Source organism: Kitasatospora sp. NPDC054939 (assembly GCF_053610105.1).
The window spans coordinates 62,718-77,734 of record NZ_JBSGXP010000002.1; the positions used below are offsets into that span (position 1 = coordinate 62,718).

Here is a 15,017-nt window from a genome sequence, read left to right on the forward strand (position 1 = left end):
CCGCCGGAGACCGTTCGACGGCCTCCGGCGGGGGCGGCGGGTCAGGCTTCGGGGTAGCGGCGCGGGGTCCAGACGACGTCGGGGTTCGGGCCGCGTTCGGCGTGCCGGGTCTGGGAGGAGCCGATGAGCAGGATGGTGCGCATGTCGACCTGGGCGGGGTCGAGGTCGGCCAGGCGCACGGTGCGGACGCGCTCGGTGGGCCCCCCGACGTCGCGGGCCATCACGACCGGGGTGTCCGGGGCGCGGTGCTCCAGCAGGAGGTCCTTGGCGCGGCCGACCTGGGTGGTGCGGGACTGCGAGCCGGGGTTGTAGAGCGCGAGGACGAGGTCGGCCGCGGCGGCGGCCCGCAGCCGCTGGGCGACGACGTCCCAGGGCTTGAGGCGGTCGGAGAGCGAGACGACCGCGTAGTCGTGGCCGAGCGGGGCGCCGGCCCGGGAGGCTGCGGCGTGCGCGGCGGTCATCCCGGGGACGATCCGGACCGGCACCTCGCGGTACGCCTCCTCGCAGGCGACCTCCAGGACGGCGGTGGCCATGGCGAAGACGCCGGGGTCGCCGGAGGAGACGACGGCGACGCGGTGGCCGCGCCGGGCGAGGTCGAGGGCGAACTCGGCGCGCTCGGACTCGACCTTGTTGTCGGAGCCGTGCCGCTGCTGGCCGGGCCGGACGGGCACCCGGTCGAGGTAGGTGGTGTAGCCGACGAGGTCGGTGGCGGCGGCGAGGGCGCCGCGGGCCTCGGGGGTGAGCCAGAGCGGTCCGGCGGGGCCGGTGCCGATGACGGTGACGCTGCCGGGGCCGTCGGTCGCGGGGGCCGGGGCGGGGGCCTCCAGCGGGGCGACCTTGCTGGGCAGGACGGCGACCGAGAAGTACGGCACGGTGTCGGCGTCGACCTCGGCGAGCGGCCGGGTGCGCTCGCCGTCCATGTAGGCCCGTTCGACGTACTGGGCGTCGGCCAGCCGGCCGGCCCGCTCCAGGGCGCGGCGGACGGTGGGGAAGGTGCGGCCGAGCTTCATGACGACGGCGGAGTCGGCGGCGGCGAGCCGCGCGGTGAGCTCCTCCTCGGGCAGGGTGCCCGGGATGATCGTCAGGGTCTCCTCGGCCTCGGTGAGCGGCTGTCCGAGCCGGGCGGCGGCGGCGCTGACGGAGGTGACGCCGGGGACGACCTCGGTCGGGTAGCGGTGCGCGAGCCGCTTGTGCATGTGCTGGTAGGAGCCGTAGAAGAGCGGGTCGCCCTCGGCGAGGACGACGACGTCGCGGCCGGCGTCGAGGTGGGCGGCGAGCCGGGCGCTCGCCTCCTCGTAGAAGTCGTCGAGGGCGCCGCGGTAGCCGCCGGGGTGGTCGGTGGTCTCGACGGTGATCGGGTAGACCAGCTTCTCCTCGATCTGGCTCCCGGTGAGGTACCGCTCGGCGATGGAGCGGGCGATGGAGCGGCCGTGCCGGGCGCTGTGGTAGGCCACCACGTCGGCCTTGCCGATGAGTTCGGCGGCGCGGACGGTGAGCAGGGACGGGTCGCCGGGGCCGAGCCCGACGCCGTACAGCCGGCCGGTGGGGTGCTGGGGCGCGCTCACTCTTCTTCACTCGCAATCGCGTTGACGGCGGCGGCGGCCATGGCGCTGCCGCCGCGCCGGCCGCGGATCACCAGGTGCTCCAGGCCGGCGGGGTGTTCGGCGAGGGCTTCCTTGGACTCCGCGGCGCCGATGAAGCCGACCGGGACGCCGATGACGGCGGCGGGGCGGGGGGCGCCCGCCTCGATCATTTCGAGCAGCCGGAACAGCGAGGTGGGCGCGTTGCCGACGGCGACGACGGCGCCCTCCAGCCGGGGCAGCCAGAGCTCCATGGCGGCGGCGCTGCGGGTGTTGCCCATCTTCCGGGCGAGTTCCGGGACGGCGGGGTCGGTGAGGGTGCAGATCACCTCGTTGTCGGCGGGCAGCCGCTTGCGGGTGACACCGCTGGCGACCATGTTGACGTCGCAGAGGACGGGCGCGCCGGCGTCGAGGGCGCGGCGCGCGGAGGCGACCACGCCGGGCGAGTACACCAGGTCCTCGACGAGGTCGGTCATGCCGCAGGCGTGGATCATCCGCACCGCGACCCGGGCGACGTCGGTCGGCAGGCCGGCCAGGTCGGACTCGGCCCGGATGGTGGCAAAGGACTGGCGGTAGATGGCCGCGCCGTCCTTCTCGTACTCGATCACTTCGTGGTCCTCCGGGCCTCGGCGACCGCCTCGGCCATCTGTTCGTCCGTCACGTCGACGGCGGTGCCGTCCACCGCCACCCGGTACCCCTGCCCGGTCGCCAGCACGTCCACCCACCGTCCGGCGGGGTGGCCGCAGCGCCGCTCGCAGCCGGACCAGTGCACCGGCAGGCCGCCGGTGACCGGGAGGTCGAGGGCCCGCGCCGCGTCCGTGCGGACGTCGGCGCGGGACTTGCCGCAGCCGGGCAGGCCGGTGCAGGCGGTGGCGCGGTCCCAGGGGGTGCCGGCGGCGGTGCGCAGGCCGGCCGCGGCGAGCGCGGGCAGCCGTGCGGGGTCGGCGCCGGGCAGCACGGCGCTGCGCCAGGGGGTGAGCCGCAGTTCGCCCGCGGCGGCGCCGGCGAGTTCCCGCCACTGGTCGGCGCGGGCCCGGCCGAAGCGCAGGCCGACGCAGAGTCCGCCGTCGAGTGCGCCGAGCGGGACGGGCGTGCCGGGGGCGGGGGGCAGCGGCCTGTCGCCTGGCGCCAGCAGGTCGGGGGCCTCGCGCAGGTGCCAGGCGCGGACGCCGGCGGCGCGCTGCGCGTCGAGGAAGCCGCGGGCGGCGTCGACGGCGGCGGCCACGGCCTCCGGGTGGGGGACGGCGCGGGCGGTGGCGGCCCGGCCGAGGCGCAGCAGGGCGGTGCCGTCCGGGCCTGCGATCAATGTCACATCGGCGTCGAGGGCGGCGACGTCGCCGCGGCCGTCGTCGAGGGCGAAGAGGAACTTGCCGGAGAGCGCGGCGGCCCAGGGGGCGGCGCAGAGGGCGGCGTCGAGGGCGCGCGCCCAGGCGCGGACGTCGGCGTGGCCGCCGGAGGGGGCGGGCGAGGCGACGATGTTGCGCACCCGCTCGTGGGTGTCGGAGGGGAGCAGTCCGGCGGCGCGCAGGTGCTCTCCGAGCTCCCGGCCGCAGTCGGCGGCGAGGCCGCGCAGTTGGACGTTGCCGCGCGAGGTCAGTTCCAGTCCGCCGTCGCCGAGTTCCTCGGCGGCGTCGGCCAGCGCGAGGGCCTGACGGACCGTCAGCAGGCCGCCGGGCAGGCGGACCCGGGCGAGGGCGCCGTCGTCGGCGGGGTGCAGACGCAGGGCCCCCGGGCAGGCGTCCGCGCGGCTGCGGTCGGGCAGGGCGGCGCCCGGCGCTGCGGCGTCGGGTGTCGGTGGCATGGCGGCGAGCATACCGATGATCCGATCGCTTGCCCCTGCTCGGCGGGCGGGGCCTGGATCACACCCTCGGCCGCTCTCCCCCAGGTCAGCCGTACCCCGTACGATGCTGCCGGGCGGTCCCGCGGGAGCGCCCGACGCCAGCGACGGCGCAGGGGAGGAAACCGGTGCGAACCCGGTGCGGTCCCGCCACTGTCATCACGGCCCGGTCGATCCGGTCGGCGCCGTGGGAGCCAGGAACTCCTGCCGTCCTCCACCGGCCCGGGGCGCGGACCCCGAGGAAGGCTTGAAGCCATGCGCTGCCGCATGCCCGTGCCCATGCCCGCCGACGAGGCCGGGAGGGCCTTCGCATGATTCTGCTGCTTTCGACGTCCGACACCGACCTGCTCAGTGCCCGCGCGTCCGAGGGGCCGGTCCGCTACCGCCTCGGCAACCCGGCCCGCCTGACGGCCGGGGAGCTGCCCGACCTGCTGGAGGGCACCGACCTGGTCGTGGTGCGCCTGCTCGGTGGCCGCCGCGCCTGGCAGGAGGGCCTGGACGCGCTGCTCGCCGGGCCCCGCCCGGTCGTGGTGCTGACGGGCGAGCAGGCCCCGGACGCCCAGTTGATGGAGCTGTCCACCGTCCCGGCCGGCATCGCCGCCGAGGCGCACGCCTACCTGGCGCACGGCGGTGCGGCCAACCTGGCCGAGCTGGGCGCCTTCCTGTCCGACACGGTGCTGCTGACCGGCCACGGCTTCGCGCCGCCGGCCTCGGCCCCGGCCTGGGGTCCGCTGGAGCGCGCGGAGCGCCCGGGCGACGGCCCGACCGTGGCGGTGCTCTACTACCGCGCCCACCACATGAGCGGCAACACCGCGTTCGTGGAGACCCTCTGCCGGGCGATCGAGGAGCAGGGCGCCCGGGCGCGGGCGTACTACTGCGCCTCGCTGCGCGGCGCCGAGCCGGAGCTGCTGGCCGCGCTGGGCGAGGCGGACGCGATCGTGACGACGGTGCTCGCCGCGGGCGGCACCCGTCCGGCCGACGCGCAGGCCGGCGGCGACGAGGAGGCCTGGGACGCGGGTGCGCTGGCCGCCCTGGACCGCCCGATCCTCCAGGCGCTCTGCCTGACCTGGTCGCGCGCCCAGTGGGAGGCGAGCGACGACGGCCTGTCGCCGCTGGACACCGCCACCCAGATCGCGGTGCCGGAGTTCGACGGCCGGCTGATCACCGTCCCGTTCTCCTTCAAGGAGCTGGACGAGGACGGTCTGACCGTCTACGCGGCGGACCCGGAGCGCGCCGCCCGGGTCGCCGGGGTGGCCGTGCGGCACGCCCGGCTGCGGCACGTCCCGGCCGCCGAGCGCCGGCTCGCCCTGGTGCTGTCCGCGTACCCGACCAAGCACGCCCGGGTCGGCAACGCGGTCGGCCTGGACACCCCGGCCAGTGCGGTGCGGCTGCTGGAGCGGCTGCGCGCCGAGGGCATGGACCTGGGCACCGGGCTGCCCGGCCTGGACGGCGGCGAGGACGACGGCCACGAGGGCGACGCGCTGATCCACGCGCTGATCGCGGCCGGCGGCTACGACCAGGACTGGCTGACCGAGGACCAGCTCGCCCGCAACCCGGTGCGCATCCCCGCCGCCGACTACCGCCGCTGGTACGCCCGGCTGCCGCAGGGCCTGCGCGAGCAGGTCGAGGAGCACTGGGGCCCGGCGCCCGGCGAGCTGTACGTGGACCGCTCGCAGAACCCGGACGGCGACATCGTGCTGGCCGCGATCCGCTCCGGCAACCTGCTGGTGCTGATCCAGCCGCCGCGCGGCTTCGGCGAGAACCCGGTGGCGATCTACCACGACCCGGACCTCCCGCCGTCCCACCACTACCTGGCCGCCTACCGCTGGATCGAGGCGGCGCAGGAGGACGGCGGCTTCGGGGCCCACGCCGTCATCCACCTCGGCAAGCACGGCAACCTGGAGTGGCTGCCGGGCAAGACCGCCGCGCTGTCCGCCGAGTGCGGTCCGGACGCCGTCCTCGGCGACCTGCCGCTGGTCTACCCGTTCCTGGTCAACGACCCGGGCGAGGGCACCCAGGCCAAGCGCCGCGCCCACGCCACCCTGGTCGACCACCTGGTGCCGCCGATGGCCCGCGCCGACTCGTACGGCGACATCGCGCGCCTGGAGCAGCTGCTCGACGAGCACTCCAACATCGCCGCGATGGACCCGGCCAAGCTGCCGGCGATCCGCGCCCAGATCTGGACGCTCATCCAGGCCGCCAAGCTGGACCACGACCTCGGCCTCGACGAGCGGCCCGAGGACGACGGCTTCGACGACTTCCTGCTGCACGTCGACGGCTGGCTGTGCGAGGTCAAGGACGCCCAGATCCGCGACGGCCTGCACGTCCTCGGCCAGGCGCCGGCGGGCACCGACCGGGTCAACATCGTGCTGGCGATCCTGCGGGCCCGCCAGATCTGGGGCGGGGTCAGCGCCCTGCCCGGCCTGCGCGAGGCGCTCGGCCTGGACGAGGCCGCGCTGACCCTGGGCGCCACCGACGCCGCCGAGGCGCAGGCCCGCGCCCTGGTGGAGGCGATGGAGGCGGCCGACTGGGCGCCCGACGCGGTGGCGGAGGTGGCCGCCGGCCTGCCCGACGCCGTCGCCGAGGTGCTGGCCTTCGCCGCGACCCAGGTGGTGCCGCGGCTGTCCGCGACCACCGACGAGCTGGACGCCGTACTGCACGCGCTGCAGGGCGGGTTCGTCCCGGCCGGGCCGTCCGGTTCGCCGCTGCGCGGGCTGGTCAACGTGCTGCCGACCGGCCGCAACTTCTACTCGGTCGACCCGAAGGCCGTCCCGAGCAAGCTCGCCTGGGAGACCGGCCAGGCGCTCGCCGCCTCGCTGGTCGAGCGGTACACGGCCGACAACGACGGCGCCTACCCGCCCTCGGTGGGCCTCTCGCTGTGGGGCACCAGCGCGATGCGCACGGCCGGCGACGACATCGCCGAGGCCTTCGCCCTGCTGGGCGTCCGGCCGGTCTGGGACGACGCCTCGCGCCGGGTCACCGGCCTGGAGGCGATCCCCGCGGCCGAGCTGGGCCGCCCGCGCATCGACGTCACGCTGCGGATCTCCGGCTTCTTCCGGGACGCCTTCCCGCACGTGGTCGCGCTGCTGGACGACGCGGTGCGCCTGGCCGCCGCCCAGGAGGAGCCGGCCGAGCAGAACTTCGTCCGCGCCCACGTCCAGGCCGACCTGGCCGTCCACGGCGACGAGCGCAAGGCCACCGTGCGCGTCTTCGGCTCCCGCCCGGGCACGTACGGGGCCGGCCTGCTCCAACTGATCGACAGCCGGGACTGGCGCACCGACGCCGACCTGGCCGAGGTGTACACGGTCTGGGGCGGCTACGCGTACGGCCGCGGGCTGGACGGGCGCCCGGCGCGCGAGGAGATGGAGACCGCCTACAAGCGGATCACCGTCGCCGCGAAGAACACCGACACCCGCGAGCACGACATCGCCGACTCGGACGACTACTTCCAGTACCACGGCGGCATGGTCGCCACCGTCCGCGCGCTCACCGGCAAGTCGCCGACCGCGTACATCGGCGACTCGACCCGCCCGGAGACCGTCCGGACCCGCACCCTGACCGAGGAGGCGGCCCGGGTCTTCCGCGCCCGGGTGGTCAACCCGCGCTGGATCGAGGCGATGCGCCGGCACGGCTACAAGGGCGCCTTCGAGATGGCGGCGACGGTCGACTACCTGTTCGGCTACGACGCCACCACCGGCGTGGTCGCGGACTGGATGTACGAGAAGCTGACCCAGGAGTACGTGCTCGACCCGGTCAACCGGGAGTTCCTGGCCGGTGCCAACCCGTGGGCGCTGCACGGCATCAGCGAGCGCCTGCTGGAGGCGGCCTCGCGCGGACTGTGGGAGAAGCCCGACCCGGAGCTGATCGAGCAGTTGCAGCAGGCGTTCCTGGAGACCGAGGGCGACCTGGAGGGCGACGAGGGCTGACCCCCGGCGGGCGGTGGGTGCGCGCCGGGGGGGGGTGCGCCCGACGGTACGCGCCGGGGGGTGCGCGCCGGGGGAGTCGATCTTCCCCGGCGCGCAGCCTGGCCCCGCCGCGCCCCGGAGCGGACAATCGGAAGGTGCCACTCCGACGCGCCCTCAGCCAGCCCGCCCGGTACGCCGCCCTCGGGGCCGGGGCCCTCCCGGTGCTCGCCTTCCCGGCCCCCGGCCTGTCCTGGCTCGCCTGGGCCGCCCTGGTCCCCGGACTGCTGCTGATGCAGCGCGCGCCGAGCGCCCGGGAGGCCGCCGTCCGCGGCTGGTGGTTCGGCTCCGGCTTCATCCTCGTCGCCATGTACTGGCTGGTGCCCTCGATCGGCCCCGGACTGCTGCCGCTCGCCCTGGTCTTCGGCGCCCTGCAGACCGGCCTCGGGTACGCCGTCTGGCGGCTGCTGCACCGCCCGCCGACCGCCCGCCGGGCCGCCGCCGCCCTGCTGGTCGTCCCCGCCGTCTGGGTGACCACCGAGTACGCCCGCTCCTGGCCGGCGCTCGGCGGCCCCTGGGCGCTGCTCGGCGCCACCCAGTGGCAGCACCCCGCGGTGCTGGCGCTCGCCTCGGTCGGCGGCGTCTGGCTGGTCAGCGCCGTCGTGGCCGCCGTCAACACCGCCGTCCTGATCGCCCTCACCACCGCCGAACACCGCCCGCGCGCCCTCGCCGCCGGCGCCGCCGTCCTGCTGCTGCTCAGCGGCCCGCTGCTGTTCGCGCTGCGCACCCAGCCCACCCCGGTCGGCCACCGCACCGTCGCGCTCGTCCAGGCCGGGGTGGTCGACGATCCGCAGGCCCGCTTCGACGCCGGCGCGGACGCCACCGCCGCCCTCGCCGGCCGGCCCGTCGACCTGATCGTCTGGGGCGAGAGCAGCACCACCACCGACCTGCAGCGCGACACCGCCGTCCTGGACCGGCTGCGCGCCCTCTCCGCCGCCACCGGCGCCCAGCTGCTCATCAACGAGGACGCCCGCACCGCCGACGGCCGGATCTCCAAGGACGCCGTGCTGATCGGCCCGGACGGCATCCTCGACCGTTACCGCAAGATCCGGCTCGTCCCGTTCGGCGAGTACATCCCGCTGCGCCCGGTGCTCGGCTGGCTCGCCGGCATCTCCCGCGCCGCGGGCGAGAACCGGCTGCCGGGAACCGAGTTCCACCCGCTGCCGGCCGAGGACCGCAGCGGCGACCCGCTGCCCGTCGGCACCCTGATCTGCTTCGAGTCGACCTTCCCCGACATGGCCCGCACCGCCGCCCGCGAGGGCGCCCGGATCCTCGTCTACCAGTCCTCGACCTCGACCTTCCAGGCCACCTGGGCCCCCGAGCAGCACGCCTCGCTGGCCGCCCTGCGCGCCGCCGAGACCGGCCGCCCCGCCGTGCAGGCCGCGCTCACCGGGGTCTCCGCCGCCTTCGACCCGCAGGGCCGCGAACTCGCCCGGCTCGGCACCGACCGGGCCGGCACCCTGGTCGTCCGGCTGCCGCTGACCGCCCCGGGCGCCGCCACCTGGTACGACCGCCTCGGTGACGTCGTGCCGTTCGCCGCACTGGCCGTCACCGCGGGCGCGGCCGCGGCCGACCTGCGGCGGCGCCGGCCGGCCGCGGTACGGGCGGCCGCGGTACGGGCGGCCGGCGCGTCCTCACAGGCGGCCGATCAGCCCTCGCGGCCCGCCAGGTAGATCCCGAACGCCGCGCCCTGCGGATCGCGCAGCACCGCGACCCGCGGCCCGCTCGGCACGTCCGTCGGCGGCATCAGCACGTCCGCGCCGAGGTTCCCGGCCCGGAACGCCGCCACGTCGACGTCCGCCACCGCGAAGTACGGCAGCCAGTGCGGCGGCACCTGCGGCGGGAAGCGGTCGTCCATCGCCAGCATGCCGCCGAAGTCCAGCCCCGCCAGCCCCCACTGGGTGTAGCCCTCGGACGGGTTCACCGTCCAGCCCAGGACCGCCGGGTAGAACGCCTTGGCGCCCTCCGGGTCACGGGTGAGCAGCTCCACCCAGCCGAGCGCGCCCGGCGCGTTGAACACCCCGGCCCCGGCCAGCGACCGGCCCTGCCAGAGCGCGAACACCGCACCGCTCGGATCCGCCGCGATCGCGAAGCGCCCCCACTCCAGCGCCTCCATCGGCTCCACCAGCAGCCGCCCGCCCGCCGCGGTCACCCGGGCCGCGCCCGCGTCGGCGTCGTCCACCGCGAAGGACACCGTCCACGCCGTCGGCTGCTCCGGCTCCATCAGCGGCGTGATCGCCGCCGCCAGGTCCTCGCCCAGCCGCATGAAGGTGTAGCCGCCGGCCTCGGCCCGCTCGTCGGGGTCGCGCCGCCAGGCGAACAGCTCGCCGTAGAACCGCCGGGCCCCCTCCGGGTCGGTGCTGCCCAGCTCCACCCAGCAGGGCCCGCCGGTCCTCAGGTCGTCGAACTTCATGGTGTGCCCCTTCAGGCGAGGTGGGGTGCGTCGTCCGCGGACGCGCCGGTGCCGGGGTGCGCGGGTGCCGGGGTGCGCGGGTGCTCGGCCTCAGGCGATGTCCAGGACGAGCTTGCCGCGGGTGTGGCCCGACTCGATCAGCGCCATCGCCTCCGCCGCGTGCTCCAGCGGGAAGCGGGCGGTGATGTGCGGGTCCAGTTCGCCCGCCGCGACCAGTCCAGCCAGTACGGCCAGGCTCTGCGAGGTCGTCGACCGGGTGATCTGCCGGCCCCCCAGCTCGGCCGCGGTCGGCGGGTCGACCGTGCTGACCAGCCGGGAACGGTCGGTGAGCACCTTCGCCGCGGCCCGCAGGTCGTGGCCGCCGACCAGGTCGAGCAGGCCGTCCACCCCGTCCGGCGCCGCCTTGCGGATCCGGTCCTCGACCCCGTCGCCGTACGGCACCTGCACCGCACCCAGCGACTCCACGAAGGCCCGGTTCGCATCGCTCGCCGTCCCGACCACCCGGATCCCGCGACTGCGGGCGATCTGCGCGGCCGCGCTGCCCACGCCGCCGGAGATCCCCAGGATCAGCAGGGTCTGCCCGGCGCCCAGGCCCACACCGCGCACCGCGTCGTCCGCCGTGCTCGCCGCCACCGGCAGCGCGGCGGCCTGCTCGAAGCCGATTCCCTCGGGCTTGAGCGCGCTGAGCCGGGCGACCAGCAGCGCCTGCTCGGCCCACGCGCCGTCGACGGTGATGCCGAACACCTCGTCACCCGGGGTGAAGCCGTCCACGCCCGGCCCGACCTGCTCGACGACCCCGGCCGCCTCGGAACCCAGCACGGCCGGCAGTTCCCGGCCCCGGCCCGCCAGCCCGCGGCGGACCTTCCAGTCGAAGGGGTTCACCCCGGCCGCCCGTACGGCGATCCGCAGCTGCCCCGGCCCCGGTTCCGGCGTCGGCCGGTCCAGGAACTCCTGGTTCTCCGGCCCGCCGTAGTCGACGAACCCGAACGCCCTGGACATCGTTGATCGCACTCCCTCGTCAGGGCCCTGGCCGGGCCGACCGCCCCCGGCCCAGCATGCGGCCCGCCCGCGCCGTCGGCCGTCCGCTGCTGCGCCGAACGGGGCGGACGGGATCGGTGCGGGGCGGGCGGGGCGGGCCTGCCGGGTGGGGGGTGCGGCTCGGGCACGCCGGCATGCTCTTTGCCGTTCCCGCAAAGCTGCTGGGCCGCGGTGGCAAACCGGCCCGAGGCTGGGCACACCAGCCGGCCGGGCACCCGCCCGGCGCACCGGCCCCGTACCCGGGAGGCAGACCGTGACCGTCCCAGCAGCAGCCGCCACCGCACCACCCGCTCCGGCGGGCGCCCCGCCCGACCGGCCCCCGCTGAGCGCCCGCCGGCGCTGGACGGTCCTCGCCGTCTGCTGCCTGAGCATGTTCCTGGTCGGCCTCGACACCACCATCGTCAACATCGGCCTGCCCGCAATCGGCGAGGGCCTCGGCGTCGGCACCCGCGGTCTCGAATGGACCGTCGACGCCTACACCCTGGTCCTCGCCGCCCTGCTCATCTCCGCCGGCGCGCTGGCCGACCGGTTCGGTCGGCGGCGGGTGTTCCGGCTCGGCCTGGTCGTCTTCGGTGCCGCCTCCGTGCTCTGCGCGCTCGCCCCGACGGTCGGCGCACTCATCGCCGCCCGGGCCCTCCAGGGCGTCGGCGCCTGCATGCTCAGCCCCGTCGCCCTGGCCATCGTGGTGAACGCGATGCCCGACCCGAAGGAGCGGGCCCGGGCGATCGGCGTCTGGGCGTCCGTGTTCGGCCTCAGCATGGCCGCCGGACCGCTCACCGGCGGCGCGCTCATCGGGGCGTTCGGCTGGCGGTGGGTGTTCTGGATCAACGTGCCGGTCGTCCTGGTCGCCCTCGCGCTCGCCGCCGTCTACGTCCCCGAGTCCCGCGCCCCGCGGGCCCGCCGCCTCGACCTCCCCGGCCAGGCCCTGCTGACCGTCGTCGTCGGCGCCTCCGTCGGCGCCCTGATCGAGGGCCCGCACCTCGGCTGGACCTCCCCCGCCGCCCTCGCCCTCTACACCGTCGCCGTCCTCGCGACCGCCGCGTTCGTCCGGGTCGAGGCCCGCCGCGACGAACCGCTGATGGACCTCGGGCTGTTCCGGCGCCCGGCCTTCGGCGGTGCGGCGCTCGGCGCGGTCGCCGTCTTCGTCGCCCTCAACGTCACGCTCCTGCTCAACACCCTGTACCTGCAGCAGAGTCGGGGCTGGACACCACTCGCCACCGGCCTCGCGACCCTGCCCATGGCGCTCGGCGCCACCGTGTTCGCCCCACTGTCCGGCATCCTGGTCGGCCGGACCGGCCCCCGCCTCCCGCTCACCCTGGCCGGCCTTCTCACCACCGCCGGCGGGCTCTGCCTCGTCGGCCTGCACCAGGACAGCAGCATCGCCCTGCTGCTGGTGGCGTACCTGCTCATCGGCATCGGGTTCGGCTTCGCCAACGCCCCGATCACCAACACCGCCGTCGGCGGCCTGCCGCAGTCCCGCGCCGGAGTCGCCGGCGCCATCACCTCCACCGCCCGCCAACTCGGCGCCGCCATCGGCATCGCCGTCGCCGGCGGCCTCGTCGCCGCCACCGGCCCGGCGGACCTCGCCGAGGCCTCGCGGCCGGGGTGGGTACTGGTCGCGGCCTGCGGACTGCTGCTGCTCGGCGTCGCCCGCACCGCGCAGCCGGCGGAGCGCGCGTAGCGGGGCGGGGGGCCGTAGGCGGGGGCGGGCGCGGGGCCGTCAGGTCCGGTGGAGGACCGTGACGGCCAGCGCCAGGAACAGGGCGGCACCGGTGAGGGTGCACGCCAGAACCGTACGGACGGGATGCGGCGAGCAGTGTCGCGGCAGGTGGCGGTGCCGCGCGGGCTCAGGCACCGGCGCGGCGGACGCGCTGCGCGGCCCGCAGCTGCTGCATCCCGGCCCGCAGGCGGGTCGCCGTGCCGGCCGGCGCCAACTCCTCCGGTCGGACGAACACCTCGACCCCGCCGCGCAGCGGCCGCAGCGGGACCAGACCGGCCTGCGGCTCGTCCATCACCTCCATGGTGCGGCCACGGTAGACGACGTGGTCCCCGGGAGCCGGAAACGGCGGCGGAGCAGTCATCAGCACCACGGCTCCAGCTCGTCGAAGTAGCGGGCGGCCTTCCCCGCGGTGCCGTCGGCCGCGTCGACGCCGTGCATCCGGAGCGTCGCCATGCCGTGCCCGACCTCGGTGACCACCAACGGGGTCGTGTAGCCGTCGGCCCGGAGATCACGGACCAGTTCGCCGACGATCGGCCGCCGTCTGGCGGCGGGCGGGAGGGCGGAGTCGGATTCGGGCAGCAAAGGATACCTCCGGGCATGCGGCGAGGGGGCGGGAACGGGGAACGAGTTGATCCCTCCGCACACCCAGTGTCACGCTGAGTACCCGCGGTCACCAAGGGTTTCCGCTGGACACCACACGGCTGTAAGGCAGCTCGGGAGCACAGCATGGCGGCACGCAAGCAGCAGCGGCAGGCTAACGACAACCCCTCCACCCCGGCCGAGATCTGGGGCGCGGAGCTGTTCCACTGGCGCTCGACCGTCCGCGGCATGCTGCAGAGCGATCTGGCCAAGTTGATGCACTGCGACCCCTCCTACATCAGCCAGTTGGAGACCGCGCGGCGCCGACCGAAGGAGCAGTTCGTCCGACAGCTCGACGAGCTGCTCGCAACGGGCGGTGTCCTGGAACGGCAGCTCGCATATCTGAAGCAGAACGTCTCGGACTACCATCCCAGTTGGTTCCGGCAGTACGTCGAGCTGGAGGGCAAGGCCGCCACCCTGCGCGAGTGGCATCCGTTCTACCTGTCCGGACTGCTCCAGACCGAGGAGTACGCCCGAGCCGTCTTCCGGACCTTCGGCGAGCCTCCGGACCGGGTCGACGAACTGACCGAGGCCCGGCTGAGTCGCCAGCGCCGGCTGTTCGATGCCAAACCGCTGCGGCTCAGCGTGGTGATGGACGAGGGAGTCCTCTGGCGCGTGATCGGCGACCACCACGTCATGACGGACCAGCTGCGCCACCTGCTGGAGCTCTCGCGGCGGCCGAACATCACCCTCCAGGTCGTGCCGCGCGACGCCGGTGTGATGGCACCCGGCAACCTGATGACGTTCCTCGACCTGCCGAAACACAACCGCTGGTTCTACACGGAGAGCCTGGATCGCGGATTCTGCACCGACGATCCGCTCGAACTCATGCAGCAGAACGATCACTATGATCGCATCCGGTCCCATGCCCTGACAGTGCGTGACTCCCGCTTCATGATTCAGCACATCCTGAAAGAGATGGTCAACATGAACCCGCAGCCCACGGACCCGGCGACCATCTCCTGGTTCAAGTCGACCCACTCGGGCGGCGGCAACGGCGGCTGCATCGAGGTCTCCACCGACCTCCTCTCGCTCGACCAGGTCCCCGTCCGCGACAGCAAGGACCCCGACGGGCCGAACCTCCTCTTCTCCACCGAGGCGTTCGCCGCCTTCCGGCAAGCGGTCGTCTCCGGCGAGTTCAGCCAGGGCGAGCAGTACCTCCACCCCTGATCAGGGGCCGTGACCGCGTTGTCAGAGGCACCTGGCAGAGTGGTTCCCATGCGCATCGACGCCTTCTGGACCCTCATCGAAACCTCCCGCCGACACGCCGCACTGCCCGACGACCGGCTCGACTGGCTGCGCCAGGAGCTGCGGGAGCAGCGGCCGGCCGACCTCGTCGCGTTCCACGGGTGGCTGGAGGAGACGACCGACCGCGCGTACTCCTGGGAGCTGTGGGCGGCCGCGGACCGGATCATGGGCGGCTACTGCTCGGACGACGGGTTCTGCTACTTCCGGCTCTGGCTGGTCGGCTGCGGCCGGGCGGCGTACGAGGCGGCGCTCGCCGACCCCGACTCGCTGGCCGAGCTGCCGGGGATCCGGCAGTTGGTCGGGCGTCCGATGTCGTCCTGGTGCGAGTCGGTGGAGTGGCCGGAGTGGGAGGAGCTCGACTACCTGGCCCAGGAGGTCCACGACGGCCTGACCGGCGCGGACGACGAGGGCGACGCCTTCTACGACGCGGTCGACGACTGGCACCCCGACGGTTCGCCGATGCCCGACGCCGACCCCACCGGTGAGCGGTGGGACGTCCGCGACCCGGCCGAGGCCGCCCGCCGCCTCCCCCGCCTGACCGCCCTCTTCCCGGCCGCCGCCACCCGCTGAGCCTGGAGGC

Annotated in this window: 12 protein-coding genes and 1 riboswitch; of the genes, 5 read left to right on the top strand and 7 right to left on the bottom strand. The window is 75.4% G+C overall.

The features are described 5' to 3' along the window. Positions 1–41 precede the first annotated feature (41 nt). From ACWGB8_RS01040 to ACWGB8_RS01050, 3 genes are read right to left on the bottom strand one after another with little or no spacing between them, the layout of a single operon-like run. Positions 42–1,565 carry a precorrin-2 C(20)-methyltransferase gene (locus ACWGB8_RS01040; protein WP_452208928.1) on the bottom strand — a complete coding sequence of 508 codons (1,524 nt, stop codon included), beginning with the start codon at positions 1,563–1,565 and terminating at the stop codon, positions 42–44. Continuing rightward, on the bottom strand, positions 1,562–2,188 hold the full coding sequence (locus tag ACWGB8_RS01045) for a precorrin-8X methylmutase (RefSeq protein ID WP_452208930.1): 627 nt from the start codon (positions 2,186–2,188) through the stop codon (positions 1,562–1,564). Before ACWGB8_RS01045 ends, ACWGB8_RS01040 begins: the two co-directional genes overlap by 4 nt. Continuing rightward, positions 2,185–3,381 (bottom strand): cobalamin biosynthesis protein CobG, encoded by a 1,197-nt coding sequence (locus ACWGB8_RS01050; protein ID WP_452208932.1) that lies wholly within the window; start codon positions 3,379–3,381, stop codon positions 2,185–2,187. Before ACWGB8_RS01050 ends, ACWGB8_RS01045 begins: the two co-directional genes overlap by 4 nt. Before the next feature lie 154 nt (positions 3,382–3,535). Next, positions 3,536–3,621, top strand: a riboswitch (cobalamin riboswitch). 107 nt (positions 3,622–3,728) lie between these two features. Here ACWGB8_RS01050 and cobN point away from each other — a divergent pair. Continuing rightward, positions 3,729–7,343 (top strand): cobaltochelatase subunit CobN, encoded by a 3,615-nt coding sequence (gene cobN, locus ACWGB8_RS01055; protein WP_452208933.1) that lies wholly within the window; start codon positions 3,729–3,731, stop codon positions 7,341–7,343. 134 nt (positions 7,344–7,477) lie between these two features. Beyond that, on the top strand, positions 7,478–9,052 hold the full coding sequence (gene lnt, locus ACWGB8_RS01060) for an apolipoprotein N-acyltransferase (protein WP_452208935.1): 1,575 nt from the start codon (positions 7,478–7,480) through the stop codon (positions 9,050–9,052). Here the strand turns inward: lnt and ACWGB8_RS01065 are convergent. Continuing rightward, the gene (locus ACWGB8_RS01065; RefSeq protein ID WP_452208937.1) at positions 9,028–9,792 is read right to left on the bottom strand and encodes a VOC family protein; all 765 of its coding nucleotides are present in this window, start codon (positions 9,790–9,792) and stop codon (positions 9,028–9,030) included. The two genes, lnt and ACWGB8_RS01065, sit on opposite strands and share 25 nt — an antisense overlap. Positions 9,793–9,882: 90 nt before the next feature. Continuing rightward, the gene (locus tag ACWGB8_RS01070) at positions 9,883–10,791 is read right to left on the bottom strand and encodes an NADP-dependent oxidoreductase (RefSeq protein WP_452208939.1); all 909 of its coding nucleotides are present in this window, start codon (positions 10,789–10,791) and stop codon (positions 9,883–9,885) included. A 292-nt stretch (positions 10,792–11,083) separates the two neighbouring features. Between ACWGB8_RS01070 and ACWGB8_RS01075 the strand changes: the two genes are divergently transcribed. Further along, positions 11,084–12,511 (top strand): MFS transporter, encoded by a 1,428-nt coding sequence (locus tag ACWGB8_RS01075; protein ID WP_452208941.1) that lies wholly within the window; start codon positions 11,084–11,086, stop codon positions 12,509–12,511. Positions 12,512–12,677: 166 nt separating this feature from the next. Here the strand turns inward: ACWGB8_RS01075 and ACWGB8_RS01080 are convergent, their stop codons facing one another. Then, positions 12,678–12,842: a hypothetical protein gene (locus tag ACWGB8_RS01080; RefSeq protein ID WP_452208943.1), complete on the bottom strand. Its 165-nt coding sequence runs from the start codon at positions 12,840–12,842 to the stop codon at positions 12,678–12,680. 68 nt (positions 12,843–12,910) lie between these two features. Beyond that, positions 12,911–13,132, bottom strand: a complete 222-nt coding sequence (locus tag ACWGB8_RS01085) for a hypothetical protein (protein ID WP_452208944.1) — start codon at positions 13,130–13,132, stop codon at positions 12,911–12,913. A gap of 144 nt (positions 13,133–13,276) precedes the next feature. Here ACWGB8_RS01085 and ACWGB8_RS01090 point away from each other — a divergent pair, with 144 nt between their 5' ends. After that, a complete protein-coding gene (locus ACWGB8_RS01090) occupies positions 13,277–14,359 on the top strand; it encodes a Scr1 family TA system antitoxin-like transcriptional regulator (RefSeq protein ID WP_452208946.1) in 1,083 nt (360 codons plus the stop codon). Positions 14,360–14,407: 48 nt separating this feature from the next. Then, positions 14,408–15,007 carry a DUF4240 domain-containing protein gene (locus ACWGB8_RS01095; RefSeq protein WP_452208948.1) on the top strand — a complete coding sequence of 200 codons (600 nt, stop codon included), beginning with the start codon at positions 14,408–14,410 and terminating at the stop codon, positions 15,005–15,007. Positions 15,008–15,017 lie beyond the last annotated feature (10 nt).

What these genes read in the sequence shown, in the direction of transcription:
- ACWGB8_RS01050 (WP_452208932.1), bottom strand. Translation starts at nt 3,381, where the DNA reads ATGCCACCGACACCCGACGCCGCAGCGCCGGGCGCCGCCCTGCCCGAC.
- cobN (WP_452208933.1), top strand. Translation starts at nt 3,729, where the DNA reads ATGATTCTGCTGCTTTCGACGTCCGACACCGACCTGCTCAGTGCCCGC.
- ACWGB8_RS01065 (WP_452208937.1), bottom strand. Translation starts at nt 9,792, where the DNA reads ATGAAGTTCGACGACCTGAGGACCGGCGGGCCCTGCTGGGTGGAGCTG.
- ACWGB8_RS01070 (WP_452208939.1), bottom strand. Translation starts at nt 10,791, where the DNA reads ATGTCCAGGGCGTTCGGGTTCGTCGACTACGGCGGGCCGGAGAACCAG.
- ACWGB8_RS01080 (WP_452208943.1), bottom strand. Translation starts at nt 12,842, where the DNA reads ATGGACGAGCCGCAGGCCGGTCTGGTCCCGCTGCGGCCGCTGCGCGGC.
- ACWGB8_RS01090 (WP_452208946.1), top strand. Translation starts at nt 13,277, where the DNA reads ATGGCGGCACGCAAGCAGCAGCGGCAGGCTAACGACAACCCCTCCACC.
- ACWGB8_RS01095 (WP_452208948.1), top strand. Translation starts at nt 14,408, where the DNA reads ATGCGCATCGACGCCTTCTGGACCCTCATCGAAACCTCCCGCCGACAC.